Genomic DNA, 25,857 nt, shown 5'->3' with positions numbered 1-25,857 from the left:
GGCGTGCGGCGCTGACATGGCGTGCGGCGCTGACCTGGCGTGCGGCGCTGTTCGGCGCCCGGCCGCTGTTCGGCGCCCGCCCGTGTTCAGGATTCAGCATGGAATCTCACCACGCGCGCAATCCGCCGTTGCAGACGCCCCGCTCAGAATTCTGTGCTGAATAGTGAACGCGGTCGGGGCGCGACCTACACCGCGACGTCGGCGCGAGGACGCCGCAGCAGTCCCCAGGCACCGGCGGCGACGAGCGCGACGGCGACGATGATCGCCGCGATTCCGGTGATCATGCTCTCGGGCTCGCCGGTGAAACGGCCGACCGCGAGCCAGCCGAGCCCCCACGCCGTCGCGAGGGCAGGGGCGATGCGCTTGGTGACGATCGCCGCGGTGACGCCGATCACGAGCACGACCACGAGCACGGCGACGGCCCAGATGTCGGCCTGATCGGCCCAGGCGACCGGAGCGATCTGCGTGAACCACGCGCTGGCGTTGGCGACGGTCGCGATCGTCACCCATCCGAAGTGCAGGCCGTTGGCTCCGTCGACGACGATGCGCTCCGGCCAGGTGCGGGCGCGGCTGCGGCCGAGGATCACGATCACCCGAGCGAGGGTTGCGAGCAGCAGGGCGATCACGAGAACGGTCAGCGGCAACGACAGGAACTGCGCCGTCACGAGCCAGAGTCCGTTGAGGATCATCGACGCGGCGATCCATCCGCCGACTGCTCGCTGGCGCTCATCCGCTCGCTGCGCGGGCAGCGCCTGCCACACCGTGTAGGCGATGAGACCGACGTAGATCAGCGACCAGATCGAGAACGCCGGGCCGGCCGGGGCGAGGTACGACCCCTGCGCCGAGAGAGCACCGTCTTGCAGCTCGCTGACCGAGGTGCCGCCGAACGCACCGGATCCGACGGCCGCCGCGATCAGCATGAAGGTGGCCGCGGCGATGATGACCGACTGACGCGTGATGTCCTGCATCCGGGATTCCATGTTCGAAACCTACGCGCGCGCGGGCCGATGCGCACGAGCCTTGACACTGCTCAACGAAAACGCTAGCCAAGCTAGACAAATTACATCCCGTGGCGGATACGCGTCGGGCGGAGAACACCCCGTAGGGCGGAGCTTTGCGCAGCATCCGTCCGCCCTACACCGAGAGTTCCGCCCCACGGCGCTCGGGTCAGGACGCTCGGGTCACGGCGCTCGGGTCAGGACGCTCGGGTGAGGGCACCCGGGTCAGGACGCCCAGGTCAAGGCACTCGGGTCAAGGCACCCAGGTCAGGCCGCGACAGCCGCGTCGATCAACACTTCGGCGGCATTGCGCGCCTGCACGGCGACCTGCGGATCTGCGGCGATGGCGGCGGTGCTCTGCGCCCCCTCGGCGAGGATCGACAACTGCGCGGCGAGCGACGCCGGGGCCCCGGCATCCACCACGAGCCCCGCCATGTACGCCTGGAACGAGGCCTTGTGGTCACGCACGATGCCGGCGACCTCGGGATTCGTGCCGCCGAGCTCGCCGAACGCGTTGATGAACGCACAGCCCCGGAAGTCGTCGGTGCAGAACCAGTCCTCGAGATAGCCGTAGACGGCGAGCAGGCGGGCGCGGGGGTCGGCGCCGGCATCGGCCACCGCCCCGGTCAGCCCCGCTTCCCACTCTGCATGCTTGCGCGCGAGGACCGCCGCGACGATGTCGGTCTTCGACGGGAAGAGCGCGTAGAGGCGGCGCAGCGAAACCCCTGCCGCCGTGCGCAGCTCGTCCATACCCACGGCTGCGTATCCCTTGCGGTAGTAGAGCTCGTCTGCCGCCGCAAGGATCTGTTCACGCACCGTCGAGTCGGTCATGGTCTCAGTGTACTTGACATGAGAACGACCGTTCTCTAGGTTGGAGACATCAGCCGAGAACGATCGTTCTCGTCGGAACCGGAAGGATCAGGATCATGGGCTACATCACCGTCGGACACGAGAACAGCACCCCGATCGAGCTCTACTACGAAGACCAGGGTTCGGGCCAGCCCGTCGTCCTGATCCACGGCTACCCGCTCGACGGACACAGCTGGGAGCGTCAGACGCGCGAACTGCTCGCCCAGGGCTACCGCGTCATCACCTACGACCGCCGCGGCTTCGGCCAGTCGTCGAAGGTCAACGAGGGCTACGACTACGACACCTTCGCCGCCGACCTCGACACCGTGCTCGAGACCCTCGACCTGCGCGACGTCGTTCTCGTCGGATTCTCGATGGGCACCGGCGAACTCGCCCGCTACGTCGCGAAGTACGGCCACGAGCGCGTGGCCAAGCTCGCCTTCCTCGCCTCGCTCGAGCCCTTCCTCGTGCAGCGCGACGACAACCCCGAGGGCGTGCCGCAGGAAGTCTTCGACGGCATCGCGGCCGCGGCCGAGGGCGACCGCTTCGCGTGGTTCACGCAGTTCTACAACGACTTCTACAACCTCGACGAGAACCTCGGATCCCGCATCAGCCAGGAGGCCGTCACCGGCAGCTGGAACGTCGCGATCACGAGCGCCCCCGTCGCCGCCTACGCCGTCGTCCCGAGCTGGATCGAGGACTTCCGCGGTGACGTCGAGGCCGTCGCCGCCGCCGGCAAGCCCACCTTGATCCTGCACGGCACGAAGGACAACATCCTGCCGATCGACGCCACCGCCCGCCGTTTCCACCAGGCCGTGCCCGCCGCGACCTACGTCGAGGTCGAGGGTGCACCGCACGGTCTGCTCTGGACGCACGCCGACGAGGTCAACGCCGCGCTGAAGGACTTCCTCAGCAAGTAGTCCTCCATTCGCCGACCGAGACGAAACGTGGCACCACCCTCCGGCCGTTGAGCGCGGAGACGAAACACGGCACCACCCTTCGCCCGTTGAGCGAGGAGACGAGACGCGGCACCACCCTCCGCCCGTTGAGCGAGGAGCGCAGCGACGAGACGAAACGCGGCACACGACCCCGAACAGACAGCGGACGCGTTTCGTCTCGCTCCGCTCGCTCAACGAACGGGACGTGGGGACGGGGCGCGTTTCGTCTCGCTCAACGAGCGGGACGTGGGGAGACGCGTTTCGTCTCGCTCCGCTCGCTCAACGAGCGGGACGTGGGGACGGGGCGCGTTTCGTCTCGCTCAACGAGCGGGGCGGGGGGACGGGGCGCGTTTCGTCTCGCTCCGCTCGCTCAACAAGCGGGACGTGGGGAGACGCGTTTCGTCTCGCTCCGCTCGCTCAACGAACGGGACGTGGGGACGGGGCGCGCTCCGCTCGCTCAACAAGCGGGGCGGGGGCGGGACGCGTTTCGTCTCGCTCCGCTCGCTCAACGAGCGGGACGTGGGGACGGGGCGCGCGCCGCTCGCTCAACGAACGGGACGTGGGACGGGGCGCGCTCAACGAGCGGGACACCACTCCTCGCCCGTTGAGCGAGGAGCGCAGCGACGAGACGAAACGCGCCGGGGCTGCGGTCGCCGTCAGCGCGTGACCGTCACCGTGAGCGTCCTGCTCTCGGTGCTGCCGGCGGCGTTGATGAACTCGACGCGGTACGCGTGCGTCCCGATCGAGCGCCCGTCGACCGCCACCGAGACCCGCTGCGCGGCGGGGGTGCCGGCGACCAGGCCGCCCTCCGTCAGCAGCACGCCGTCTTCGAAAAGGCGGTACGAGGTCGCGTTCGTCCCCCACCACATGTCGGCCGTGAGCGTGTACGAGCCGTCGCCGTCCCCGTTGTCGGCCGACAGCACGGGCATGCCCGGAGCTGCATCCCTCACGGTCACCGTCACGGGCTGCACTGCCGTCAGGCCCCGGGAGTTCACGAGTTCACCGGTGTACACGTACGTGCCGTTCTTCTTACCGGTCACGGCGACCTGGGCGGTCTGCGCGGCTGTCCCGCCGAAAGCCAGCGGCACGGTCTTGATCAGCGTGCCGTTCTCGAACACCCGCAGCGATGTGGCATTCGACCCCCACCACAGGTTCATCGTGATCGTGAAGTCGCCGTCGAGCAGACCGGTGTCGTGACCGTTGTCGTGCGACAGCACTCCGCGCGCCGGCGCCGCCGTCGCGGCATCCCGCACCACCAGGCCTGAGACCGCGGAATCCAGCGCATCAAGCGCCCCGTCGACCGCAGCAGCGCTCGGGCTCGACGCGGCCAGGACGATGTCGGCGCGGGCGATCGCACCGGGAATCGCGGCCGTCGAGGACTCGACGTATCCCGCCAGGTCGAGCGCCGCAGCCGCCTCGCGTCGCTCGCGCAGCAGCGAGGTGTCGGCGCCCGGAACCGGTGCACGCACGAGCTCGAGATCGTCGAGCGTGCCCCAGGCCCCCGCGGGCAGCGTCGCGGCGATGCGCACGACAGCCGTGCCGTCGGCTCCGATCTGCAGCGCGTCGGTGGTCGGCGTCGACCACACACGCCAGCCGTCGAACCCGAAGGCCGCGGCAGCACCGGCCGTCGACGGCGACGAGAGAGACAGAGACGCCCGCCCGTCGGCCCCCTCACCGTCGCCCTGCAGCGATGCGCGCGCCACGTACGACCCCGCCGGCAGCCCCGTGACGGTCTGCGACAGCTCGAACGAGTACGCGGATGCCGCGTAGAAGTGCGCCGAGTGGGTGCCGTTGCGCGGGTCGTCCCAGGCGCGCAGGGTCAGGCCCGATCCGGCCACACTCCACATGCCGGTGTCCACGTCCTCGAACCCGGGATTGTGCAGGAAGTTGCGCGCTGAGACGGTGACGGTGGCGGATGCCACGAGCCCCGCATCCGTCACACCCGCGATCGCGTACTCGCCGACGCCCTCGATGAACTCCGCAGCCGAAGACCACGTGACCGCCTGCTGCTCCGACGACCCGTCGTTGTAGAGCACGGTGACCTCGGCAGGCAGCTCGACGGCATCGCCCTCGGTCACCTGCAGCCCGACCGGCTGCACCGATTCGACGGCACGGGGAGCCTGAGCCCCGGTGCGCACGTACGAGAAGATGTTCAGCGCGTCTGATGCGGTGCCGTCGAATCCGAACAGCGCCTGGTTGTCCCACGCCGAGCCGCCGTACCAGTGCCCGGCGTCCTCCGGCTCGTACTCCCCTGCGAAACTCGACGCCCACCCCGATCCGTCGCGCTCCCACAGCATCCTGTTCTGCTCGATCTGCGCGGGAGCGCCGACCGGCAGCCATGCGGGCTCCCAGTAGTAGACGCCGATGCCGGCCTCGCCCACGTCGGCGACGGCCTGCACGACCGCCCGCACCGCGTCGGCCTGGCCCTGCACGCTCACCGGGTACTGCGTCGCCTCGGCGGGCAGGTCGATCACATTGCCGTGACCGTCTCCGTCGTCGAGGGTGAACGCCCACGAGGTCTCGGCGACCATGACCTTCTTGCCGTAGGTGTCGGCGACGTGCGAGAGCACGGCCGTGAGGTTCTCGGGCGTGCCATGCCAGAACGGGTAGTACGACGACGCGAACACGTCGTAGTCGACGTCGCGGCGATCGAGCTGGGCGGCGACGTCGGCGTAGAACCCGGCGCGCTCGGGATTGGTGAAGTGCAGGGCGACGAGAGTGTCGGGCGCCTCGGCGCGCACGGCGGCGGAGCCGGCCGAGAACACTTTCGCCATGTCGTCCCAGCCGCGCACACCGGCGACTCCGCCGTTGGTCTCGTTGCCCACCTGCACCATGCGCAGATCCACGCCCGCAGCGACCAGGCGTCGCGCGGCATCGCGGGTGAAGACCCCCACCTCGGCGGCGACCTGATCGGCGGTCATGCCTTGCCAGGCCTTGGGCGCCTGCTGCTTCGCCGGGTCGGCCCAGAAGTCCGAGTAGTGGAAGTCGACGAGCACGCCGAGACCGGCATCCGTCGCGCGCCGCGCGATCTCGATCGCGCGATCGACATCGACGTCCCCGCCGCCGTAGCCGTTGCCGTTCGCGTCGAACGGGTCGTTCCAGACCCGCACCCGCACGTCGGTGACTCCCGCCTCGACGAGGATCTCGAACAGGTCGCCCGGCGTGCCCTCGGCATCACGGAAGACCACGCCGGACGCTTCGAGCGACAGCACCGACGACACGTCGACGCCGCCGATGAAGTCGTCGGGCAGGTTCTCGACCCGGGGGACGGTGATCGCGGCCTCGACGGGCGCGGCCACCGAGACGGCCGTGGCTGCGGGGCCGGATGCCGACGCCGGCAGGCCGACGCCGAGCAGCGCGACGGCGGTGATCGTGCCGAGGGCGGTGGAGAGAAGGGAACGTGTGCGACGGTGCATGACGGCCTTTCGAGCAGTGCGACCCTGCGATGAGCTCAGGGACGGAGGGAGGATCAGCCCTTGACGGACCCTTGGGTGAGCCCGCCCACGATGTACTTCTGCAGCGAGAAGAACAGTGCGAGCACGGGAACGGCGGCGACGACGACACCGGCGGCGAACAGCCCCCAGCGCGAGGTCAGCTGGTTCGAGACCCACTGGTACATGCCGACGGCGAGGGTCCAGTTGTCCTCGGAGGTGAGGATGATCTTCGACAGGATGAAGTCGCCGAACGCCGCGAGGAACGCCAGCAACGCGACGACCGCGAGGATCGGCACGACCAGCGGCATGATGAGCCGCCAGAAGATCTGCGCGTGGCTCGCGCCGTCGATCTTCGCCGATTCGTCGATCTCGACGGGGATCGTGTTGAAGAAGCCGTACATGAGGAACGTGTTCGCTCCGAGTGCGCCACCCAGATACACGCAGATCAGCGCGATCTTCGAGTTGATGCCGAGGGCGGGTACGACGTCGCCGATCGTCTGCAGCATCAGGAAGATCGCGATGAAGGCGAGCGCCTGCGGGAACATCTGCAGCACGAGCAGCGTGGTGAGGCTGGCGCGTCGTCCGCTGAAGCGGAACCGCGAGAACGCGTACGCTCCGCAGGCCCCCATGAGCACAGACCCGACGGCGGTCACCCCGCCGATCAGCAGCGTGTTGCCGAACCACACCCAGTAGCGGCTCTCTCCCAGCGCGATGTAGTTCGCGGGATCGAAGGCGCTGAACAGGGCACTGGATGCCGCGAGGCTGCCGTTCGGGTTGAGCGATGCCGACAGCACGTACACGAGCGGGAACGCTGCGAAGAACAGCACCACGACGGCCAGGATGTACTTCCAGCCGACATCGCCCCACCAGCGACGCCGGCGCGCACCGGCGCGGGCCGCCTCGGCATCCTTCGACGAACCGGTCACGACGACTCTGGTCTCACTCATCACTGGTACTCCTCGAGCTTGCGGGTCTGTCGGAAGCTCAGTGCGGAGATGAGACCGACCACGATGAAGGCGATGATCGACAGCGCACTCGCGAGGCCGTAGTCGGCCGCACCCCCCGAGACGCCCGAGACGTCATAGATGGCGGAGACGAGGATGTCGGTCGAGCCCAGTGCGTAGGGCGCCCCGGCGATGGCCGGCCCGCCGTTGTTGAAGGTGTAGATCACGGTGAAGTTGTTGAACGCCACCGCGAACGAGGCGATCAGCAGCGGGGCCGTCGACACGAGCAGCAGCGGCAGCACGATCGCGCGGAAGCGCTGCAGCTTGTTCGCGCCGTCGATCTCGGCGGCCTCGAGCGTCTCGCCGGGCAGCGACTGCAGAGCGCCCGTGCACACGAGGAACCAGTACGGATAGCTGAGCCACACGTTGACGAAGATCACCGCACCGCGGGTGAGCCACGGGTCGCCGAGCCAGTTGATGTGCGAGCCGAAGAACAGCAGGTCGTTGATCACGCCGAACTCGGCGTTGAACATGCCGCGGAAGAGCAGTGCGGCCATGAATGCCGGGAACGCGTACGGGAGGATGAACAGCGCCCGCAGGAACCGTCTCCCCTTGACGCGGGGGTCGTTGTAGACGATCGCGAGGCCCAGGCCGACGGCGAAGCTGAGCACCACCGACAGGATGGCGAACGCGAAGGTCCACACCGTCACGCTCAACAGCGTGCCGGCGAGCCCCGAGTCGGTGAAGAGGGTGATGAAGTTCGCGAAGCCCACGTTCACCGACCAGCCGGTCGGCAGCGCTGTGCCGTCCTCGGCGACGAACGCGCCCAGATCTGTGGCGGTGTAGACGGTGCCCGACTGCGTGTCGGTGATCGTCTGCGCCTCGGCATCCCAGACCAGGGTCGGCTCGTACACCGAACCGGTGGAGCCCTCCCGCGTGCGGATCGAGCCGTCGTTCGGGTCGTCCGAGACGGGGACGCGGAGATCCTTGATGCTCGCCCCGAGGGTGGGGTCGGTGAGAACCGTCGCGCGGGGGACCACGGTCCATCCCGGTACGGTGCTCGGGGCGCCCGTGGCGCCGACCTCGGCCCCGGAGACGTCGGACAGCGGCTCCGTCGCGGATCCGACCTGCACGTCGCCGTCGTCATCGACGATCGCGAAGCCGAGCTCGCCACCGCGCTCGACGACCGAGAGAGGGTAGTCGGCGGACCCCTCGACGCGGCGCTCGCCCTGGATCAGAGCGGCCTCGACCGCCTGCTCCTGGGTGCCGACGTGACCGGTGCCGTAGTTGGTGAACGCGATGTAGGCCGTGTACCCGAAGATGAAGATCTGGAAGACGAGCAGGAAGATCAGCCCCGGCATCAGATACTTCAGCGGCAGCGCTCGACGGGTGAAATACACCCAGTCGGCGATGACCACCAGCAGCACGACGACGCCGAGGACGATCCACGACTCGGCGCTCCATGCCGAGATCGCCGTCATGATGCCGAAGGCGTTGACCAGCGCCATCAGGGCGAGCTTTATGAGGAACCCCCAGCCGAGGCCGCGGAAACGGCGGGCGTGGGAGTCGCGCGACGGCTTCAGCACGGGCGTGGGTGCGGGGGCGGAAGCCGGCGAGGGCGGTGCCTGGATCGTCATGTGTGCGTCCTGTCTGCGAATCTGTGGGGCCCTTCGTCTCGTCGCTGCGCTCCTCGCTCAGGAGACGGCCGCGAACAGAACCGGCTCCCGAGCGAAGGAGACGGCCGCGAACAGAACCGGCTCCTGAGCGAAGGAGACGGCCGCGAAGAGAACCGGCTCCCGAGCGAAGGAGACGGCCGCGAACTGAACCGGCTCCTGAGCGAAGGAGACGGCCGCGAACAGAACCGGCTCCTGAGCGAAGGAGACGGCCGCGAACAGAACCGGCTCCTGAGCGAGCGAAGCGAGACGAAGGGCCCCGGCAGGATCAACCGGCGAGAGTCGTCTCGAGGTCGCTGACCATGGTGTTCCACGTCGACGTGGGGTCGGCGCCGTTGATGATCTGCACCTGGGCGGCGTTCCAGAGATCCCACACCGAGCCCATCTCGGGGATCGACGGCATCGGCACGCCGCCCTGGGCGGAGGCGACGAATCCGGCGGTGATCGGGTCGGATGAGACCTCCTCGGCGAGGCTGGTCCACGCGGGGATGCGCGGGTCGGCCTCGTACAGCGCGCGCTGCGCGTCTTCCGTGCCGAGGTAGTTCACCAGGAACTCCTGCGCGAGGAGCGCGTTCTTGCTCTTGCTCGAGAGGTAGAAGCCCTGCACGCCGACGAACGGTGCGGCGGCTTCGCCTCCGGCCGAGGGGATCGGGTTCACGGCGACGTTGATCCCGTCGAAGGCGCTGATCGCCCACGGTCCCTGGATCGTGTACGGCGCCTTGCCCGAGGCGAACAGCTCGTTGTTGATGTCATAGTCGATCGTGGTCGAGATGTAGCCGGTGCCGTTCGATCCGTTGGCCCCGAGCCAGCTCGCGAAGGCCTCGCCGGGCGCTCCGCCCATGCCGACCTCGGTCGTGTACGAGCCGGTCTCGTCCTGCACGAAGACCGGGGCGCCGAACGAGGTCTGCAGCCCGTACATCGTGTATCCGTCGCCCGTCTCACCGGCGGTGTTGATGACCACCGGACGCTCGGTGCCTGCGGCCAGGCCCTTGGCGATCAGGTCGTCCCAGGTGGCGGGTGCGTCGGCGCCGACCAGGTCGACGTTCTGCACGAGGGCGATCGTCTCGAGCGAGTACGGCATGGCGTACAGCTGGCCGTCGTAGGTCATCGCGTCGAGGGCGACCTGCTCGAACTCCGACGACTTGTCGCCGAGGTCGATCGTGTCGACGACGCCGGCCGCGACCAGTGCGCCGAGCCAGTCGTGGGCGCCGACGGTGATGTCGGGACCTTCGCCGGTGGGGACCTGGGCGATGAAGTCGTTGCGGAGGTCCTCGAAGTTCTTCTGCACGAGGGTGACCTTGGCTCCGGTCTCCTCCTCGAAGGCCTCCGCGGCTGCGGTGATCGCGGCTTCGCGCTCGGCATCCGTCCAGATGACGAGTTCGGCCCCATCGCCGGTCGCGGCGTCGTCGCCGCCGTCGGGTGCGCCGGCCGAGCAGCCTGCGAGGACCACGGCCGCGGCGAGAGCGAGTGCGCCGACTCCGATGTGCTTGCGCATGCGTTTTCCTATCTGTTGTGGTCGACGATGCGCTTCGCGTCATCGCGACCGGTGGTTTTTCGGTGTGCGGTTGTGTTGTGGTCCCGCCCGCGCCCTGAGCGGGCGCAGCGAGACGTCGGGCGGTCAGTGGGAGGTGCGGATGACGGCGACGCCGCCGGCTGTGATCGTCAGGGTGCCCGAGACCTCGACGCCGGTGAGCAGCTCGACACCGGAGGCGTCGAGCTCGACGTCGTCGTCGCGGTGGTTGACGGCGATGCGGTAGTCGGCGTCGACGCCGTGACGCGTGATGACCTCCAGACCGTCCGGCGTGCCGGACGGGGCGATGCCGGCGTCGGCATAGACGTCGTGCAGAAGGGCGCGCATGCCCGCGGGGTCCAGTCGGGTGGCGACGTACCAGCCGGTTCCGGAGCCGTGACGGTGCCGCGTGATCGCGGGCTCGCCCTCACCGGGACCGCCCGAGAAGTTCGCGACGACCTCGGCACCTTCGAGAGCGAGATCCTCCTGCCAGACGTCGGCGACGATGCCCTCGTGGTCGACCCAGTCGAGTCCGTGACTCTCGCCTTCGCGCAGCGGCAGGAACTCCTCGACCGTGAGGCCGAGCGCCTCGCGCAGCGGAGCGACGAAGCCCCCCTCGTGCACGGCGTCGTTCTCGTCGACGATCGCCGAGAAGAACGACACCAGCAGCGTGCCGCCGCCGTGGACATACGCGGTGAGATTCGCGGCATCCGCAGTGCTGAGCAGGTACTGGGCGGGGGCGACGACAAGTCGATAGCCCGAGAGGTCCTGCCCCGGCAGCGCGAAATCGACCGTGATGCCGTCGCGCCAGAGCTGCTCGTAGAAGCGGCGCACCTGGGCGGCGTGCGTGACGTCTTCCGAGGGGCGCCACTCGAGATCCTGAGCCCAGAACGACTCGAAGTCCCAGAGGATCGCGACGTCGGCCTTCACCGTGCTGCCCTGCACCTCGTCGAGGCGGCCGAGTGCCGCGCCGAGGTCGACCACCTCGCGGAAGACCCGCGACTCGGTGCCGGCGTGCGGCAGCATCGCGGAGTGGAACTTCTCGGCACCCGAGCGTCCGGCGCGCCACTGGAAGAAGAGGATGCCGTCGGCTCCGCGCCCCAGATGCGTCAGCGAGTTGCGGGCCATCTCGCCGCGGCGCTTCGCGATGTTGCGGGGCTGCCAGTTGACGGCCGAGGTGGAGTGCTCCATCAGGATCCACGGCTTGCCGCCGCCCACCGAGCGGCTGAGGTCGGCCGCGATCGCGAGGCCGATGTGCGCGTCCTCGTCGGCCGCCCACAGGTAGTGGTCGTCCGAGACGATGTCGACCTCGCGGCCCCACGCCCACAGATCCGTCGTCCAGCTCTGGTTCGCCATGAAGTTGGTGGTGACCGGCTGGTCGGCGTGCGCCCGGATCGCGTCGCGCTCGGCGATGAAGCATGCACGCAGCTGGTGGTCGGTGAAGCGAGCGAAGTCGAGGCGCTGCGCCGGATTCACGACGCTCGGGGCGATCGCGGGAGCACCGACGTGCTCCCACGCCGAGTAGTGCTGGCCCCAGAAGGCGGTGCCCCAGGCGCTGTTCAGCGCCTGGGGCGTGCCGTACTTCTCCTGGAGCCAGAGACGGAAGGCGGCGACCGCATGCGGGGAGTAGTCCTCCCCCACGGGAACGCCGTATTCGTTGTGCACGTGCCAGAGCACGACGGACGGATGCTGCGCGTAGCGCGCCGCGAGAGCATCCGCGATGCGCACGATCGCCTCGCGATAGGCCGGCGACGAGTGCGAGGCCATGCCGCGGGACCCGAAGCCCATCGTGCGTCCCTCGCGGTCGATGACCCGCGCGTCGGGGTGGTTCGCGAAGAACCAGGCGGGCGGCGATGCGGTCGGTGTGCCGAGGTCGACGGCGATGCCGTTCTCGTGCAGCAGGTCGAGCAGCTCGTCGAGCCAGCCGAAGTCGAACTCCCCCTCGGCGACTTCGATGAGCGCCCACGAGAAGATGCCCACGCTGACCAGGTTCACGCCGGCCTCGCGCATCAGCACGACGTCCTCGCGCCAGGTCTCGGGCGACCACTGCTCGGGGTTGTAGTCGCCGCCGTAGGCGATTCCGCGCAGAGCGGGCCAGGCGTGGGGGGAGGTCATCGGCACTCCATCGGGTCGGTGCGGTCGTGGTGCATGTCCCGTGCTGCTGTCGCTCATTCGACTGGGACCGGTCTCAGCCTGTGACATGAACGTGACTGGGACCGGTCTCAGTTCTACCCCAGGTCTCCTCCCGATCACAACACCCGTTACCGAACTGAGACCGGTCCCAGTCCGGACTATCGCCGAAGCGGATGCTGTGGGTAGAGTCACAGGCGATGAGTGATGTCAGCGCCAAGCGCAAGCCGACGATCCGCCAGATCGCGGTGCAGGCCGGGGTGTCCCGCAGCACCGTGTCCCGCGTGATCAACGGCGGGCACTGGGTGTCCCCCGACGCCAGGCAGGCCGTCGAAGAGGCGATCCTCGCCACGGGGTACACCGCCAACCATCACGCCCGCAGCCTGGCGACCGGTCGTGCCGGATCGCTCGCGTTCCTGCTCACCGAACCCCAGCAGCTGCTGTTCGACGACCCGACCTTCGCGCTGCTGCTGCGCGGCGCCGCCGAAGCCCTCGCCCAGCGGGCGATGACCCTGGTGCTGCTCGTCGCCGGAACCCCCGCCGAGCGTGAGAGCGTCGCCCAGTTCCTCAGCGCCGGACACGTCGACGGCGTCATGCTGATCTCGTCACACGAATCCGATCCGCTGCTCGACCAGCTGATCGACGTCGGCATCCCCACCGTCTGCTGCGGCCTCCCCCTCGGACACGAACGCGACCTCTCGACGATCTCCGTCGACGAGATCGCCTCGGCACGCGCGATGGCCGCGCACCTCGTGGCGCAGGGTCACCGCCGGATCGGCATGATCGCCGGCCCCGACGACACCCCCGGAGGGCGCTACCGACTGGTCGGGTTCCGCGAGGAGCTCGGCGACCTCTACGACGAGGCGCTGGTCGAACGGGGCGACTACTCGTACGAGTCGGGACTGAACGCGATGACCCGGATGCTCGAGCACGACGTCGACGCCGTGTTCGCCGCCTCCGACCGGATGGCCGCAGGAGCCATCGCCGCCGCCCGCCGCGCCGGACGCCGCGTGCCCGAAGACATCGCGATCGCCGGCTTCGACGACTCGGGCCTCGCCGCCACCCACGAGCCGCCGATCACCACCATGCGTCAGCCCTGGGATCAGATCAGCGCGCAGATGGTCGCCGTGCTGCTCGAGGTCATCGCGGGAGCATCCCCACGATCCGTCATCCTCGACACCGAGCTCGTCGTGCGCGCGAGCGCGTAGGCCCGAGGCGATTCCACACGCAACACTCGCGCCCGAACTACGGCCGCTCGGCGACGATCGATGTCACGTCCTCCATCGCACGTACCCAGTTCGCGGTGCTCCGGCTTCGCAGCTCGATCAGATCGATGGTGCGTGTCAGATCGTCGAGCAGGTTTCGCGTGAAGACCGGCTCATGGTGCGCGAGACGGTTGCGCAGGTGACGGAGGACGTCAAGGTCTTGGTAGACCCGGTTGCGCAGGCTAGCCGCAGTCATGGTGGGCGCATAGGGGAAGACCGATGCAATGTGAGGCACCCAGATCCGGGTGTCGTTGCGTCCGGTGAAGAGCTTCTGCCAGAACACGAACTTGAGTTCCGCGATCACCTTCCCCGTGGTGGCGTTGCTGAGGCGCGTGGTTACCAGGTCGCGGCGTTGGTTGTATCTCCCAGTGGCGGGCAGGCTGGCCTCGAACGTGGGGTTCCAAGGCCAACTCGGGCCGTACAAGCGCTCAAGGACCTCTGCCGCCGCGTTGCGAGTGGCGATCTCGGCGAAGTGCGCCGGAAGCATAAACGCAGCGGACACGCGTGCGTTCCAGCCGTGCAGCTCGACAGCTCGCAGCGAGTCGCCACCGGCCGCAGCGACGTAGGTGGCGGATCGCGGAGCACTCAGGATCGCAAGAATCTCGACGTCGTCAGGCGGGCTGGCAGCGGCCATCCCTTGAATGTACAATGGGTTACACGAGTCGCGGGACTTGCGGGCTCACGCCTCCCCCCGCGGACATACGAAATCGAAGGCCCCGCCTATGGCGGGGCCTTCTTCGTGCAACGCTGGCGAGCTAGTCGGTGTCGCCGCTGCCGTCGGAGCTACGGCAAGCTGTCTCGAGGAACTTCTCAGCCCAGCAGGGGGAACCAGTGCCGGTCGCGCAGCGCGGATCCACCGCCGACCGCGACCCAGGAACCATCGATGACGGGAGCACCCTCCGACATCCACACGCCGAAGTGGGCGTGGGGCGTCGGCCAGGGGTAGTCGTCCTGGGGTGAGTCGACGACGTTTCGCACCGCGCCCGTGAACGTCAGGGGCTCCCGGGATCCGGTCACCTGCGCGGCGAGTTCGACGATCGCGCTCTCTCCGCACGGGTCGTCGGCGCCGACGATCCGATGCGGCAGATCGAGGCGACCGTCTTCGTGTCTCGGCACGCAGAAGACCCGGTCGTTCTGTCGCAGAAGCAGCCGGACGACGCTCATCGGACGAGGAGGGGTGCGGCGGCGAACGACCTCGGCCCTGCCGTGGCGGGGCAACCACGCGGCATCCGGTGTCATGTGGATGACGGTCTCATCGTCTGCGGTCACCCCGCGAGCGTAACCGCAGAATGCGGAGCGCGTGGCGCGCACGCGTGCGCAGCGCACGGCCTCTAGAGGGGCCGGTGGACATCCGCACGATGCGCGATGCGAAGCACGTATGCGACGTGGGCGTCTTCGTCGACTCGAACGACGACACGATAGGCGATCCCCACATACCCGCTGCGCTGACGTTCGAGTTCCGCCCCGAGCGGCGTCGTGACACGAAGAGGATTCTCCGTCGGCGACCCGTCGAGAAACCGCAAGACAGCGCCGGCGAACTTCGGCTCCAAGCGTTGCAGCGCGCGAAGTGCTGGACGGGTGACCTGGACGTCGTATGGTCGGGGGCTCACCGACGCGCCAGCTGCTCGCGCACCTCGTCGAGACTCAGCGTTCGCCCCTCGCGGATGTCTGCATCCGCCCTCTGCACTCCGTCACGACCCGTCCAGCACCCCGCGGAGCTTCGCTGCGAAGGCCTCGGGCTGGCCGGCATAGCCGAACTCGCCGCCCATGAACCCGCCGTGGTGACTGGGGAAGACCGTCGCCTGCTGCCCGAGCCGCTCGGCCAGGGCGATCGCGGTACGTCCGGTGTAGCCCTTCACCGACTCCTCGCCGACGGCGATGACCACCCTGGTCGGCGCCGCTTTCAGCGCATCGAGATCCGGCACATAGAGGGGAATCGCCCACGAGAGCTCGGACAGCAGTGGGTCGTCCCGTCTGCCGTCATCCTCGATCGGCATGCCGAACGCAGCGGGATCGGGCGCAGGCCGGGAGAGATACTCGTCGGTGACCTCGCCCTCCCACGATGTCATCGCGACGAAGGCCGCCATCCCGGCACCCCATCCGCGCTCCTGGTACGCCCGGGTATAGGCCACTCTGGCGCGATGCACTGCGTCGGCATCCGGCAGCACGCTGTCGATCGGCGGCTCGTGCGCGACCAGGGTCGCGATGTCGTGCGGGTGCGCGGTCACCAGAGCGAGCGCGGTCACCGCGCCGCCGCTGCTGGCGAGCATGTCGACGGGTCCGACACCGAGGGCCTCGATGATCGCATGGACGTCTTCCGCCTGGACCTCGGGCTCGTTCGTGGCCTTGCCGTCCTTGCGCACGCTGCGGCCGAGGCCTCGCGGGTCGTACGTCACGACCGTGCGGTCGTCGAACAGCGCCACCTGGGCCTGGAATCCGCTCGCGTCCATCGGCTGGCCGATCATCATCAGCGGAGCGCGACCATCGGCTGTCGGGAGCGGCCCGTGCACGTCGTAGACGAGGTCGACTTCGGGGAGATCGAGCGTGTGCTGCGTCATGGTGGTCTCCTCGCCCTCGAACCGTTCCAGGGGGATGCTACGCCGCGGCACTCCCCTGCGCCAGGGTCGGAGGAGCGGCGAGCGCTCGCGGCGAGCAGAGGTCGCGCGTCACGCGCTCGGGAAGCGCGGGTCGAGAGCGTAGTCCTGGCGCCGCAGCTCGAGCGCCGCTGCGACCTGGTCGGGAGCGTCGTCGCCGACGAGCACGCGAAGCCGTGGGTCGTCTGGTGCCGCGACTCGGGCGAGGATCACCCGTGCGGCATCCTCGGGTGTCGTGCCGCCGCTCGGCTCGCCTGCAGGCCAGGGAACGTCCGCGGTGCCGAACATCTCGATCCGCTGCTCGTCGTACGCACGCAGGGGCGTACTGAATCGCATGCTCGCACCGGCCCACTCCGTGTCGAGTGCGCCCGGCTGGATCAGCGAGACTCGGATGCCGAATCGCTCGACCTCTGCCGCCATCGCCTCGCTGAATGCGTCGAGGCCCCATTTCGTGGAGTTGTAGAGTCCGAGCATCGGCATGGTCCCGACGGCTCCCACTGTCGAGATCTGCACGATGTCTCCGCCACCCTGGCGACGCATGATCGGGACGACGGCCTGACTCAGCCAGAGGGGGCCGAGCAGGTTCGTGTCGACGATCGTCCGGACGTCCTCCTCCGATGCCTCTTCGAGCGCTCCGATCATGCCGTGACCCGCGTTGTTGACGAGCACGTCGATTCCTCCGAGCAGGTCGGCGGCACGCTGAACGGTCTCGTGCGCCGCTTCGCGGTCGCGAACGTCGAGGGTCATCACGGTCAGCCGGTCATGGTCAGGCAGCGCGTGGTCGCCCCTGACCGTCGCCACGACGGCGTGACCCGCGTCGAGGGCGGCAGTGGTGAGCGCTCGCCCGAGGCCCCGACTGCTGCCGGTGATGAACCATCTCTGCGGTGAAGTCATGGGAAGATCGTAGCGTGAACTGGACGCACCGTCTCGTTTGCTCGAGTATCGTTGTGAGCATGGCCCGTGAACGAACCCGCACCAAGGTCCACGCGGCTGCGCTCTCTCTGGCCGGCGAGCGTCCGGTGGCGGCGATCACGATGGAGGGGATCGCCGCACGAGCAGGAGTCAGCAAACAGACCCTCTATCGGTCATGGTCCTCGACGGGCGAGATCCTCTTCGACGCACTCCTGGCTCGCAGCCTCGACGAGAACGGCAGAGTCACCGTGCCGAACTCGGGTGATCTCGCCGTCGACCTCACGGCGCTCGCCACCGGCATGATCGATGAGCTGGCCGATCCCACGCAGGAGCGGCTGCTCAGAGCCCTCACCGCTGAGCTGCAGTCGGACGACGCCCTTGCCGCGCAGTTTCGAGCCGCGCTGCTCGAGCCGCAGCTGAGCGGGATCTCCGAGCGCCTGCGCCAGGCGAGCGTGCCGGCCCCGGAAGACGTGGCAGAGCTGTTCGTCGGACCGATCTTCCACCGCTGGTTGCTGCGCAGCCGATCGTTCGATGCGGAATGGGTCGCCGCTCATGTCGAGCGCGTCCTGCGAAGCGCCGGCGCGCGGTGACAGTCGGCGAAGACGGCCGCATCACTCGTAGGTCGTGAGGGCGAGGTCGATCAACGGCAGGCTGTCTCGAGACACGACCGTCGTGCAGACGACGTTCTCATCGACACGGAATCCGACCGCGTAGACGAGCGGATCGGTGTCGATCTGCACGCCCGGCCGACGCTCGCCGTCTACCGTGACGACGGCATCCCACACCGCCGATGGCTTCGCCTCCCACCCGCCGTCGCCGTCGCTCGGGCCGTCGGGGAGCCCGAGTTCTTCACGAAACCTGTTGCGCAGGACGTGGTCGGTGTGGTCGACGAGCTGCTGCGCGAGCGAATGGTGTTCGGGATCCGGCGATGCCTGCCAGCTGGTGCGCACCGCCTCCCACAGCATCGGGTACTTGAGGACCTGAGCCTGCTCGATCAGCCAGGCAGGGCGGCCCCAGGGCGGCTCCTCCTCCAGTGATCGTCGGGTCGCGGCATCCAGCTCGATCTCGTTGCGGGGGTCGGAGTGATCCTCCGGATGCCGCCACAGCGTGTAGCTGAACGACACCGACGACTCCGTCACGCCTGTCGGCCCGATGCTCTGCATGAATCCCGCGCCCGATATGCGCGTGAGCGCCGGCTGCGGGCGCAGCTGGAACACCGGGAAGGCGAGATCCCGGACGCGAGCTTCGGACTCGTCTCTCGGGTCCGGGGCGTCCATGGGCACTACTCCGGCGAACTCCATCCGCCCAGTCTGACCGCTGCCATGCTCGACGTCCAGAACTGGGAGCGCGACGTCCGTGCGGACGAGCAGCACGTCGGCAGCATCCGTACACTGGCCGGGTGGGCGACGAGGAGAATCCGGCGGCGTTGGTCGAGCACCAGCCCTCGTGGCCGCGGCGGGCCTCTCGCCTGCTGTCGGAGATCAGAGATGCCCTCGCCGGCTTGACCGGCGGCGAGACCGCAGCGCTCGACCACATCGGATCGACGGCCGTGCCGGGGTTGCCCGCGAAGCCGTTCCTCGACCTGCAGCTGCGCATCTCCCCTCTTCCCGGCGAAGCCGACCTCTGTGGCCGACTCGATCGGCTCGGCTTCGTGCGTGCTCGCGGTGCACGGCCCGACTCACCCGGGGTCGACCGTGACATCCCTCGAGGTTCCGCTCAGGCAGACCCCGCCGTATGGGAGAAGCTCCTGTTCTGGCACGAGGACGAACACGCGATCCTTCATGTGCGACGTGCGGACTCCCCGTGGGGTCTGTACACGATCTGGTTCCGAGACTGGCTGCGGGCCAGTCCCGAGGCCAGGCACCGCTACGAGACCGAGAAGCGGAGGCTCAGCGCCGAGCAGCGAGGCAAAGCCGACTACGACGATTACACGCGGGCGAAGACGGAGTTCTTTGACCAGGTGCAATCCGAGTTCGAAACGTGGTCGTCGAACCGGCCGTGACGGTGCCCAGCGTCAGCGCTGCGACGTGATCGGCACGAGACAGTCGACCTCACCTTCACGTCTGTAGGACTCGATGTGAGGCCTCTCGGCGTCGTGGTTCGCGAAAGCGAACAGCACGTCGAACGCATCCGAGATCTGTCCGTAGACTTCGGGGGCCTCACCGCGCAGTCGCAGACGGAGGTAGTCGCCGCCGGGAATCGTCGCCTCGTCGAGGCCCAGCGCATTCTCGCGGTCTCTGTCGAGCCGCACGGATGCCAGGCGGTACACGGCGTTGCCTCCGTAGACGAGGCCCATCATCCTGCGCCCTTGAAGCGAATCGAAAGCTCCCTCGAACGCGGGCCACGCCTCCTGCACCGCGTCGACCTCGAGGTCGATGTCGCGGCTGAGCGCGGGGGTGTCGACGAGCGTGACGACGTCGATGCGACCGAGTTCGTGTGTGACGGGATAGTCGTTCATGCACTCGTTTCTAGCAGGGTTCCCGGAGGCCTCAGCCGCGCATGGCGACGCCGCGGCGCCAGTAGCCCATGAAGGCCACCTGCCCGCGGTCGATGCCGAGGTCCTTGACCAGGTGGCGGCGCAGCGTCGTGACGACGCCGCTCTCGCCGGCGATCCAGAAGTAGCGCTCCGCGGGAGCATCCGTCGCGGCGATGTCCTCGCCGAGCCCCGAGTAGTCGGGCGTCTCCCAGAGCAGGTCTTCGGACTCGATGTCCTTCACGTCGATCTCGTCGGCGGCATCCGCGTCTCCGAGGTAGCCGAGCACGGCGGGGATCAGACGCACGCCGTGGGGTTCGCCGATGTCGCGCGGCAGCCAGCGCACCTCGACACCGACGGGGGCGTCGATGCGCAAGACATCGGCGGGCGAGGGAACCTCGATGAACGCGCAGCCGCGCAGGTCGCTCGGGGCGTCTTCGAGGATTCGGGCGATCGCCGGAGCGGCGGTCTCGTCACCCACGAGCACGACCGAGGAGGCCGAGCCCGGCTCGTACTCGGCTCCGCCGTGAGCTGCCGCGGCCACGCCTCGACGCGGCCCGACGAGGAACAGCTCCTGGCCCACCTCGGCCGCACTGGCCCACAGCGACGCGGGTCCGGTGAGCCCGGGAGCGAGGTGCAGCACGAAGTCGACATCGACCTCGGTGCCCGCGTCGGTCACGCGCAGCTCGCGCACCGAGTAGGTGCGCATGGATCCGCGCTCGCCCTCGGGAACCGCGAGGAAGGATCCCCACCAGTCGTCCGTGTCACGGTCGAGATCGGGCAGGATGCCGGATGCCGGCGGGAAGACCAGCTTGATCCGGGAGTCGAAGACGTCGCCCGGGGTGGCGAACTCGAACAGGTCGTCGCCTCCGAAGGTCACGCGCACGAAGTTCGGTGAGACCCGGGCGACGCCGCGCACCTCGGCACGCGCCAGCACGTAGGTGGGACGTTCGGTGGTGGTCTCAGCGGACATGATGCCTCCCGATAGGTGTGACCATCGGCTTCCCGGAGACCGGGTCCGTGGTGATCTGATTGGCGAGGTCGAAGACCTCTTCGACGAGCTGGGCCGTCACGACGTCCTGCGGAGCGCCGGTGGCGTGCACCCTGCCCTCCTTCATCGCGACGAGCTCGTCGGAATAGCGCGCGGCCAGGTTGAGGTCGTGCAGCACCATGACGATGGTGGTGCCGCGCGAGACGCTCAGGTCGGTGAGCAGGTCGAGCACCTCGACCTGGTGCGCGACGTCGAGGAACGTGGTCGGCTCGTCGAGGAGCAGGATGTCGGTCTCCTGCGCGAGCGCCATCGCGATCCAGACGCGCTGGCGCTGACCACCCGAGAGCTCATCGACACTGCGGTCGGCGAGATCCGTCGTGCCGGTCGCGGCCAGGGCATCCGCCACGACCTCGTAGTCGTGCGCGCTCCAGCGGGCCAGCATCTTCTGGTGCGGGTGCCGACCGCGACCGACCAGGTCGGCGACGGCGATCCCCTCGGGGGCGACCGGCGACTGCGGCAGGAGCCCGAGGATGCGTGCGACCTCCTTGGTCGGACGCGTGTGCACGGACGTGCCGTCGAGCACGATCTGCCCGGCCGTGGGCGACAGAAGTCGGGCGAGCGCACGCAGCAGCGTCGACTTGCCGCATCCGTTCGCTCCGACGATCGTCGTGATCTTGCCCGGAGCGATCGCGAGGTCGAGCCCGTCGATGATCGTGCGGTCGCCGTAGGCGAGGGTGACGGACTCCGCCGTCAGTGTGTGCGCCTCGGTCACAGGGAACCTCCCGAGCGGTTGGTGCGGATGAGCAGATAGATCAGATAGGGGGCGCCGAGCACGCCGGTGATGACGCCGACCGGGTAGCGGTCGCCGAACGCGAACTGCCCCAGCAGGTCGCCGCCCAGCACCAGCACCGCGCCGATGAACGCACTGGGCACCAGCAGGTTCGCACCGGGACCGGTGATGCGGGCGGCGATGGGTCCGGCCATGAAGGCGACGAACGCGATGGGACCGGTCGCCGCGGTGGCGAAGGCCAGCAGGGCGACCGCCCCGAGGATGTAGAGCAGGCGCGTGGTGTTGACCCGCACGCCGAGCCCGGAGGCCGAGTCGTCGCCCAGCTGCATCGCGCCGAGCGCGCGCCCCTGCAGCAGCATGAGCGGCACGATCACGAGAGACGCGATGGCCAGCGGCATCACTCGTTCCCAGGAGGCGTTGTTCAGGCTGCCGGTGAGCCACTGCATGGCGGTTTGGATGTCCCAGCTCGCCGCCCGCGACAGCACGTACGAGATCACGCTCTGCAGCATCGCGGCGACGCCGATCCCGATGAGGATCAGGCGGGTGCCGGCGAAGCCGTTCTTGATCGACAGCAGGTAGATGACCCCCGCGGTCACGATCGCGCCGGCGAGGGCGAACAGCGAGACGAGGGGCCCGTCGAGCGACAGCACGACGATGCCGACGACGGCCGCGGCACCCGCGCCGTTCGAGATGCCGATGATGTCGGGGGAGGCGAGCGGATTGCGCAGCAGGGTCTGGAACGACACACCCGCGATGCCGAACGCGAAGCCGGCGAGGATGCCGAGGATCGCCCGGGGCAGCCGCAGCTCGCCGACCGTGAACGATGCGCCGGGCACGGTGTCGCCGAGGATGACGCGGATCACCGCATCGAGCGGATAGAAGGTGTTGCCGATCATCAGCGCTGTCGTGAAGAGCGCGACCAGCAGAACGCCGAGCACGATCGTGGCGACGGAGTGACGACGATGGCGGGATCGACGCCCGGCGATGATCGCGTCGACCTGCGTGCGCGCGCGGTCGGCACCCGGGGTCATCGGGGAGGCGGGGCGGTCGATGGTGCTCACAGTTCACGCACCTTCTGGCGGCGGACGATCCAGATGAAGAACGGGGCGCCGATGATCGCGGTGATGATGCCGACCTGGATCTCCTCCGACGAGGGGGAGATCACGCGGCCGACGACGTCGCTCGCGAGCAGGAGCGCGGCTCCGGCGACGGCCGAGAATGGCAGCAGCCAGCGGTGGTCGGTGCCGATCAGCATCCGGCACACGTGCGGGATCACGAGGCCGACGAATCCGATCGGACCGGCGATCGCGGTGGCGGCTCCGGCGAGGATCACCGCGCCGACGGCCGACATCAGCCGCGTGCGGAACACGTGCTCGCCGAGCCCCTTCGCCATGTCGTCGCCGAGCGCGAGGGAGTTCATGCCGCGTGCGCTGAGGAAGCAGATCAGCGCCCCGAGCGCGAGCACGGGAGCGGTGATCGCGATGCGCGGCCATTCCGCGCCGCCGACTCCGCCGATCTGCCAGGACTGGAACGACTGCAGCAGGTCGACGCGGGGCAGCATGACCGCGCTGATGAGCGAGGCGAAGGCGGCAGAGGTCGCCGCGCCCGCGAGGGCGAGCTTGAGGGGGGTGGCACCGCCTCTGCCGAGCGACCCGACTGTGTAGACGAACACGGCGGCGAGGGCCGCGCCGACGATCGCCAATGCCATCTGGCTGTATGCGTCAGTGAGGCCGAGGAAGGCGAGTCCGATCACGACGGCCAGCGAGGCGCCGTTCGAGACGCCGAGGATGCCGGGGTCGGCGATGGGGTTGCGGGTGACCGCCTGCATGGTCGCGCCCGACAGTGCGAGGGCCGCGCCGACGAGGATCGCGAGCAGGGTGCGCGGGAGGCGCTTGATGATCGCGGCCTGGGCGAGCGTGTCATCCTGACCTGCGAGCGCGGCGAAGACGTCGTCGATGCTCACCGCGCGCACGCCGAAGCAGATCGACAGGACGCAGAGCACGAGCACGACGCCCACTCCGACGAGCAGCCAGAGCGAGCGCGCCCACGCCGGGCGCCGCAGGTGTGCGGTGCCCGGCATGGGGAGGGTGACAGCGGTCACGGGGATTCAGTGCGAGAAGGTGACGCCGAAGGTCACTTCGTGAACGGCGACGCCAGCAGGGCGAGGTAGTCCGACAGACCCCATTGGATCGACAGCGGCGACGGGTTCGCCGATGCGGCGAGCGGAGTCGAGTTCGGGAGGATGACGACGTTGCCGGCGGCGACGGCCGGGATCTTCGACAGCAGCAGGTCGCCCTGCAGCATCGCGAGCGTCGAGTCGTCACCATACGTGACGAAGACGTCCACGTCGTCGAACTTGTCGGCCTCTTCGGCGCTGACCAGAAGCGAGAACTCTTCGCTGTCCTCGTTGTCCTCGACGAGCTTCGGCAGCGGCAGACCGAGGTCGTCGTGCAGGTAGCCGGGGCGCGTGTCGACGGCGGTGTAGTAGCCGACCTGGCTGAGGTCGCCCGGCTCGAAGTAGGCGAACAGCACCTTCTTGCCCTTGAGTGCGGAGTTCTCCTCGAGCGCCTTCGCGGCGTCGGCGTGCAGCTCCTCGATCAGAGCGTCACCCTGCTCTTCGAGTCCGAGAGCCTTCGAGTTCATCTCGATCATCTCGTCGACCGGAGTGCCCCAGGCGACCTCGGGGTAGGCGACGACCGGGGCGATCTTCGAGAGGGTGTCGTACTCCTCCTGCGTCAGTCCGGAGTATGCCGCGAGGATGACGTCGGGGTTCGTGTCGGCCACGGCCTCGTAGTCGATGCCGTCGGACTCGTCGAACAGCACCGGCTCGTCGGCGCCGAGCTCGTCGAGCTTGTCCTCGACCCAGGGGAGGATGCCGTTGTCGTCGTCATCGCCCCAGGTCGCCTTGCTCATCCCGACCGGCACGATGCCGAGGGCCAGCGGAACCTCGTGGTTCGCCCAGGCGACCGTCGCGACGCGCTCGGGCTTCGACTCGATCGTGGTCTCGCCGTACACGTGCTCGATCGTCACGGGGAACGCGCTGTCGTCGGCGGGGTTGCCGCCCGCCGAGTCCGACGCGTTGTCGTTCGAGGAGGTCGCGCAGGCGGTGAGGCCGATGGCGAGTGCCGCGGCGACACCGGCGGCGAGGAGACGAGAGGTGCGCACAGGCATGCCCTTCGGGTTGGCGTGGGGGTGTGCGGCGCGAGTGCGCCGGGCTTTGGTAAGCCTCGCCTAATCTAACAGATTGTTAGGCAACCCTCATCTCGGTATTCCGTGGTCGCTCTCCTCCTTCGCGTCCGCGCCGGGCCCCGCTCGCCGCGGTTTCAGCGGCGCGCGGTAGGGGGGCGAGCTGGTCGAGCGGGCGAGCGGGGTGAGCGGGGTCGATTGCGCATCGCGCTGCTGTGCGCCGGTGAGCTGAGTCGAGCGGGGCCAGTTGCGCACTGCGCCGCTGAGCGGGGCCAGTTGCGCACCTCGAACGGGCAAATCGGATGCGGAACTGACCCCGCCCAGCATCCGGATGCTGAACTGACCCCGCACCGCGACCGGAGTCGAGCGGGATCGATCGGGGTCAGCTGCGCACCCCATCGGCGAGCGGCGAGCGGAGTCGAACGGGATCGATTGCGCACCGCGCTGCTGTGCGGGTTGGGCGGGGCCAATTGCGCACCGCGGGATCGAGCGGGGCCAGTTGCGCATCCCGCACAGCCGAATCGGATGCCGAACTGACCCCGCCCAGCATCCGGATGCCGAATTGACCCCGCACACCGCACCGCGCCGGACTGCACCGCACTGCACCGCACTGCACTGCGCTGGCGAGCCGGAGTCGAGCGGGCCAGCCGCACACCGCGCTGCTGTGCGGGTTGGGCGGGGTCAATCACGCACCGCGGGATCGAGCGGGGCCAGTTGCGCATCCCGCATAGCCGAATCGGATGCCGAACTGACCCCGCACAGGATCCGGATGCCGAACGGACCCCGCACAGGATCCGGATGCCGAATTGACCCCGCACAGCATCCGGATGCCGAACTGACCCCGCACCACACCAACACCCCGGGGCATAGAAAAACCGGCCGGATCCGTGAGGATCCGACCGGTTTCAGGAAGCCTATGCGCGCTCAGAGAGCGCGGATGTTCGCCGCCTGCATGCCCTTGGGGCCACGCTCAGCGTCGAATTCGACCTTCTGGTTCTCACGAAGCTCCTTGAAACCGGAGCCGGTGATTGCCGAGTAGTGGGCGAAAAGGTCGTCCGTGCCGTCATCGGGAGCGATGAAGCCGAAGCCCTTTTCTGCGTTGAACCATTTCACAGTGCCAGTGGCCATGTGTTTTCTACTTTCTGTTTTCAAAACGGCCGCTTACGCGAC

Annotated in this window: 23 protein-coding genes; 4 read left to right on the top strand and 19 right to left on the bottom strand. The window is 68.7% G+C overall.

Annotation, left to right across the window (positions count from 1 at the left end; translation table 11 throughout):
• Positions 1-185 precede the first annotated feature (185 nt).
• The gene (locus DXT68_RS01815; RefSeq protein WP_045254421.1) at positions 186-980 is read right to left on the bottom strand and encodes a TspO-related membrane protein; all 795 of its coding nucleotides are present in this window, start codon (positions 978-980) and stop codon (positions 186-188) included.
• Between the two features lie 285 nt (positions 981-1,265).
• A complete protein-coding gene (locus DXT68_RS01810; protein WP_045254422.1) occupies positions 1,266-1,829 on the bottom strand; it encodes a TetR/AcrR family transcriptional regulator in 564 nt (187 codons plus the stop codon).
• A gap of 95 nt (positions 1,830-1,924) precedes the next feature.
• Between DXT68_RS01810 and DXT68_RS01805 the strand changes: the two genes are divergently transcribed.
• Positions 1,925-2,767 (top strand): alpha/beta fold hydrolase, encoded by an 843-nt coding sequence (locus tag DXT68_RS01805; protein ID WP_045254423.1) that lies wholly within the window; start codon positions 1,925-1,927, stop codon positions 2,765-2,767.
• Positions 2,768-3,441: 674 nt separating this feature from the next.
• Here the strand turns inward: DXT68_RS01805 and DXT68_RS01800 are convergent.
• From DXT68_RS01800 to DXT68_RS01775, 5 genes are all read right to left on the bottom strand, one after another.
• Positions 3,442-6,201: a glycosyl hydrolase 53 family protein gene (locus DXT68_RS01800; protein ID WP_045254424.1), complete on the bottom strand. Its 2,760-nt coding sequence runs from the start codon at positions 6,199-6,201 to the stop codon at positions 3,442-3,444.
• 53 nt (positions 6,202-6,254) lie between these two features.
• Positions 6,255-7,166, bottom strand: a complete 912-nt coding sequence (locus DXT68_RS01795; RefSeq protein WP_045254425.1) for a sugar ABC transporter permease — start codon at positions 7,164-7,166, stop codon at positions 6,255-6,257.
• The gene (locus tag DXT68_RS01790) at positions 7,166-8,800 is read right to left on the bottom strand and encodes an ABC transporter permease subunit (RefSeq protein ID WP_045254426.1); all 1,635 of its coding nucleotides are present in this window, start codon (positions 8,798-8,800) and stop codon (positions 7,166-7,168) included. Before DXT68_RS01790 ends, DXT68_RS01795 begins: the two co-directional genes overlap by 1 nt.
• Before the next feature lie 304 nt (positions 8,801-9,104).
• On the bottom strand, positions 9,105-10,331 hold the full coding sequence (locus DXT68_RS01780) for a sugar ABC transporter substrate-binding protein (RefSeq protein ID WP_045254428.1): 1,227 nt from the start codon (positions 10,329-10,331) through the stop codon (positions 9,105-9,107).
• Positions 10,332-10,454: 123 nt separating this feature from the next.
• The gene (locus tag DXT68_RS01775) at positions 10,455-12,461 is read right to left on the bottom strand and encodes a beta-galactosidase (RefSeq protein ID WP_045254429.1); all 2,007 of its coding nucleotides are present in this window, start codon (positions 12,459-12,461) and stop codon (positions 10,455-10,457) included.
• 215 nt (positions 12,462-12,676) lie between these two features.
• On the opposite strand from DXT68_RS01775, the gene DXT68_RS01770 reads away from it, so the two are divergent.
• Positions 12,677-13,684, top strand: coding sequence for a LacI family DNA-binding transcriptional regulator (locus DXT68_RS01770; protein WP_115760437.1), 1,008 nt, complete (start codon positions 12,677-12,679; stop codon positions 13,682-13,684).
• Positions 13,685-13,721: 37 nt separating this feature from the next.
• On the opposite strand, the gene DXT68_RS01765 is transcribed toward DXT68_RS01770, so the two are convergent.
• The 4 genes from DXT68_RS01765 to DXT68_RS01745 all read right to left on the bottom strand — a co-directional run bounded on the left by DXT68_RS01765 (position 13,722) and on the right by DXT68_RS01745 (position 17,229).
• Positions 13,722-14,375, bottom strand: coding sequence for a hypothetical protein (locus DXT68_RS01765; protein WP_045254431.1), 654 nt, complete (start codon positions 14,373-14,375; stop codon positions 13,722-13,724).
• A 176-nt stretch (positions 14,376-14,551) separates the two neighbouring features.
• A complete protein-coding gene (locus tag DXT68_RS01760; RefSeq protein ID WP_045254495.1) occupies positions 14,552-15,010 on the bottom strand; it encodes a hypothetical protein in 459 nt (152 codons plus the stop codon).
• A 422-nt stretch (positions 15,011-15,432) separates the two neighbouring features.
• Complete coding sequence (locus tag DXT68_RS01750) at positions 15,433-16,299, bottom strand: alpha/beta fold hydrolase (RefSeq protein WP_045254433.1); 867 nt, start codon at positions 16,297-16,299, stop codon at positions 15,433-15,435.
• Positions 16,300-16,407: 108 nt separating this feature from the next.
• Positions 16,408-17,229 carry an SDR family NAD(P)-dependent oxidoreductase gene (locus DXT68_RS01745; RefSeq protein WP_045254434.1) on the bottom strand — a complete coding sequence of 274 codons (822 nt, stop codon included), beginning with the start codon at positions 17,227-17,229 and terminating at the stop codon, positions 16,408-16,410.
• A gap of 59 nt (positions 17,230-17,288) precedes the next feature.
• On the opposite strand from DXT68_RS01745, the gene DXT68_RS01740 reads away from it, so the two are divergent.
• Complete coding sequence (locus DXT68_RS01740) at positions 17,289-17,837, top strand: TetR/AcrR family transcriptional regulator (protein WP_045254496.1); 549 nt, start codon at positions 17,289-17,291, stop codon at positions 17,835-17,837.
• Positions 17,838-17,858: 21 nt separating this feature from the next.
• Here the strand turns inward: DXT68_RS01740 and DXT68_RS01735 are convergent, their stop codons facing one another.
• A complete protein-coding gene (locus DXT68_RS01735; RefSeq protein ID WP_045254497.1) occupies positions 17,859-18,548 on the bottom strand; it encodes a hypothetical protein in 690 nt (229 codons plus the stop codon).
• A gap of 98 nt (positions 18,549-18,646) precedes the next feature.
• Between DXT68_RS01735 and DXT68_RS01730 the strand changes: the two genes are divergently transcribed.
• The gene (locus DXT68_RS01730; RefSeq protein WP_052677743.1) at positions 18,647-19,249 is read left to right on the top strand and encodes a GrpB family protein; all 603 of its coding nucleotides are present in this window, start codon (positions 18,647-18,649) and stop codon (positions 19,247-19,249) included.
• A gap of 12 nt (positions 19,250-19,261) precedes the next feature.
• On the opposite strand, the gene DXT68_RS01725 is transcribed toward DXT68_RS01730, so the two are convergent.
• From DXT68_RS01725 to DXT68_RS01695, 7 genes are all read right to left on the bottom strand, one after another.
• Positions 19,262-19,705 carry a hypothetical protein gene (locus DXT68_RS01725; RefSeq protein ID WP_045254435.1) on the bottom strand — a complete coding sequence of 148 codons (444 nt, stop codon included), beginning with the start codon at positions 19,703-19,705 and terminating at the stop codon, positions 19,262-19,264.
• A gap of 31 nt (positions 19,706-19,736) precedes the next feature.
• A complete protein-coding gene (locus DXT68_RS01720; protein ID WP_045254436.1) occupies positions 19,737-20,693 on the bottom strand; it encodes a siderophore-interacting protein in 957 nt (318 codons plus the stop codon).
• Positions 20,683-21,483 carry an ABC transporter ATP-binding protein gene (locus DXT68_RS01715; RefSeq protein WP_045254437.1) on the bottom strand — a complete coding sequence of 267 codons (801 nt, stop codon included), beginning with the start codon at positions 21,481-21,483 and terminating at the stop codon, positions 20,683-20,685. Before DXT68_RS01715 ends, DXT68_RS01720 begins: the two co-directional genes overlap by 11 nt.
• Positions 21,480-22,532, bottom strand: a complete 1,053-nt coding sequence (locus tag DXT68_RS01710) for a FecCD family ABC transporter permease (protein WP_045254499.1) — start codon at positions 22,530-22,532, stop codon at positions 21,480-21,482. Before DXT68_RS01710 ends, DXT68_RS01715 begins: the two co-directional genes overlap by 4 nt.
• Positions 22,533-22,558: 26 nt before the next feature.
• Positions 22,559-23,581 carry a FecCD family ABC transporter permease gene (locus DXT68_RS01705; protein ID WP_045254500.1) on the bottom strand — a complete coding sequence of 341 codons (1,023 nt, stop codon included), beginning with the start codon at positions 23,579-23,581 and terminating at the stop codon, positions 22,559-22,561.
• 53 nt (positions 23,582-23,634) lie between these two features.
• Positions 23,635-24,666, bottom strand: a complete 1,032-nt coding sequence (locus DXT68_RS01700) for an iron-siderophore ABC transporter substrate-binding protein (RefSeq protein WP_045254501.1) — start codon at positions 24,664-24,666, stop codon at positions 23,635-23,637.
• A gap of 945 nt (positions 24,667-25,611) precedes the next feature.
• A complete protein-coding gene (locus DXT68_RS01695; RefSeq protein WP_042538190.1) occupies positions 25,612-25,815 on the bottom strand; it encodes a cold-shock protein in 204 nt (67 codons plus the stop codon).
• Between the last annotated feature and the right edge of the window lie 42 nt (positions 25,816-25,857).

Source organism: Microbacterium foliorum (genome assembly GCF_003367705.1).
GTDB lineage: Bacteria > Actinomycetota > Actinomycetes > Actinomycetales > Microbacteriaceae > Microbacterium > Microbacterium foliorum.
This window is presented reverse-complemented; position numbering and strand designations above follow the sequence as displayed.

What these genes read in the sequence shown, in the direction of transcription:
- DXT68_RS01780 (WP_045254428.1), bottom strand. Translation starts at nt 10,331, where the DNA reads ATGCGCAAGCACATCGGAGTCGGCGCACTCGCTCTCGCCGCGGCCGTG.
- DXT68_RS01710 (WP_045254499.1), bottom strand. Translation starts at nt 22,532, where the DNA reads ATGACCCCGGGTGCCGACCGCGCGCGCACGCAGGTCGACGCGATCATC.
- DXT68_RS01795 (WP_045254425.1), bottom strand. Translation starts at nt 7,166, where the DNA reads ATGAGTGAGACCAGAGTCGTCGTGACCGGTTCGTCGAAGGATGCCGAG.
- DXT68_RS01775 (WP_045254429.1), bottom strand. Translation starts at nt 12,461, where the DNA reads ATGACCTCCCCCCACGCCTGGCCCGCTCTGCGCGGAATCGCCTACGGC.
- DXT68_RS01735 (WP_045254497.1), bottom strand. Translation starts at nt 18,548, where the DNA reads ATGGAGTTCGCCGGAGTAGTGCCCATGGACGCCCCGGACCCGAGAGAC.
- DXT68_RS01790 (WP_045254426.1), bottom strand. Translation starts at nt 8,800, where the DNA reads ATGACGATCCAGGCACCGCCCTCGCCGGCTTCCGCCCCCGCACCCACG.
- DXT68_RS01725 (WP_045254435.1), bottom strand. Translation starts at nt 19,705, where the DNA reads ATGAACGACTATCCCGTCACACACGAACTCGGTCGCATCGACGTCGTC.
- DXT68_RS01705 (WP_045254500.1), bottom strand. Translation starts at nt 23,581, where the DNA reads ATGCCGGGCACCGCACACCTGCGGCGCCCGGCGTGGGCGCGCTCGCTC.
- DXT68_RS01770 (WP_115760437.1), top strand. Translation starts at nt 12,677, where the DNA reads ATGAGTGATGTCAGCGCCAAGCGCAAGCCGACGATCCGCCAGATCGCG.
- DXT68_RS01745 (WP_045254434.1), bottom strand. Translation starts at nt 17,229, where the DNA reads ATGACTTCACCGCAGAGATGGTTCATCACCGGCAGCAGTCGGGGCCTC.
- DXT68_RS01740 (WP_045254496.1), top strand. Translation starts at nt 17,289, where the DNA reads ATGGCCCGTGAACGAACCCGCACCAAGGTCCACGCGGCTGCGCTCTCT.
- DXT68_RS01815 (WP_045254421.1), bottom strand. Translation starts at nt 980, where the DNA reads ATGGAATCCCGGATGCAGGACATCACGCGTCAGTCGGTCATCATCGCC.
- DXT68_RS01800 (WP_045254424.1), bottom strand. Translation starts at nt 6,201, where the DNA reads ATGCACCGTCGCACACGTTCCCTTCTCTCCACCGCCCTCGGCACGATC.
- DXT68_RS01750 (WP_045254433.1), bottom strand. Translation starts at nt 16,299, where the DNA reads ATGACGCAGCACACGCTCGATCTCCCCGAAGTCGACCTCGTCTACGAC.
- DXT68_RS01765 (WP_045254431.1), bottom strand. Translation starts at nt 14,375, where the DNA reads ATGGCCGCTGCCAGCCCGCCTGACGACGTCGAGATTCTTGCGATCCTG.
- DXT68_RS01805 (WP_045254423.1), top strand. Translation starts at nt 1,925, where the DNA reads ATGGGCTACATCACCGTCGGACACGAGAACAGCACCCCGATCGAGCTC.
- DXT68_RS01695 (WP_042538190.1), bottom strand. Translation starts at nt 25,815, where the DNA reads ATGGCCACTGGCACTGTGAAATGGTTCAACGCAGAAAAGGGCTTCGGC.
- DXT68_RS01720 (WP_045254436.1), bottom strand. Translation starts at nt 20,693, where the DNA reads ATGTCCGCTGAGACCACCACCGAACGTCCCACCTACGTGCTGGCGCGT.
- DXT68_RS01810 (WP_045254422.1), bottom strand. Translation starts at nt 1,829, where the DNA reads ATGACCGACTCGACGGTGCGTGAACAGATCCTTGCGGCGGCAGACGAG.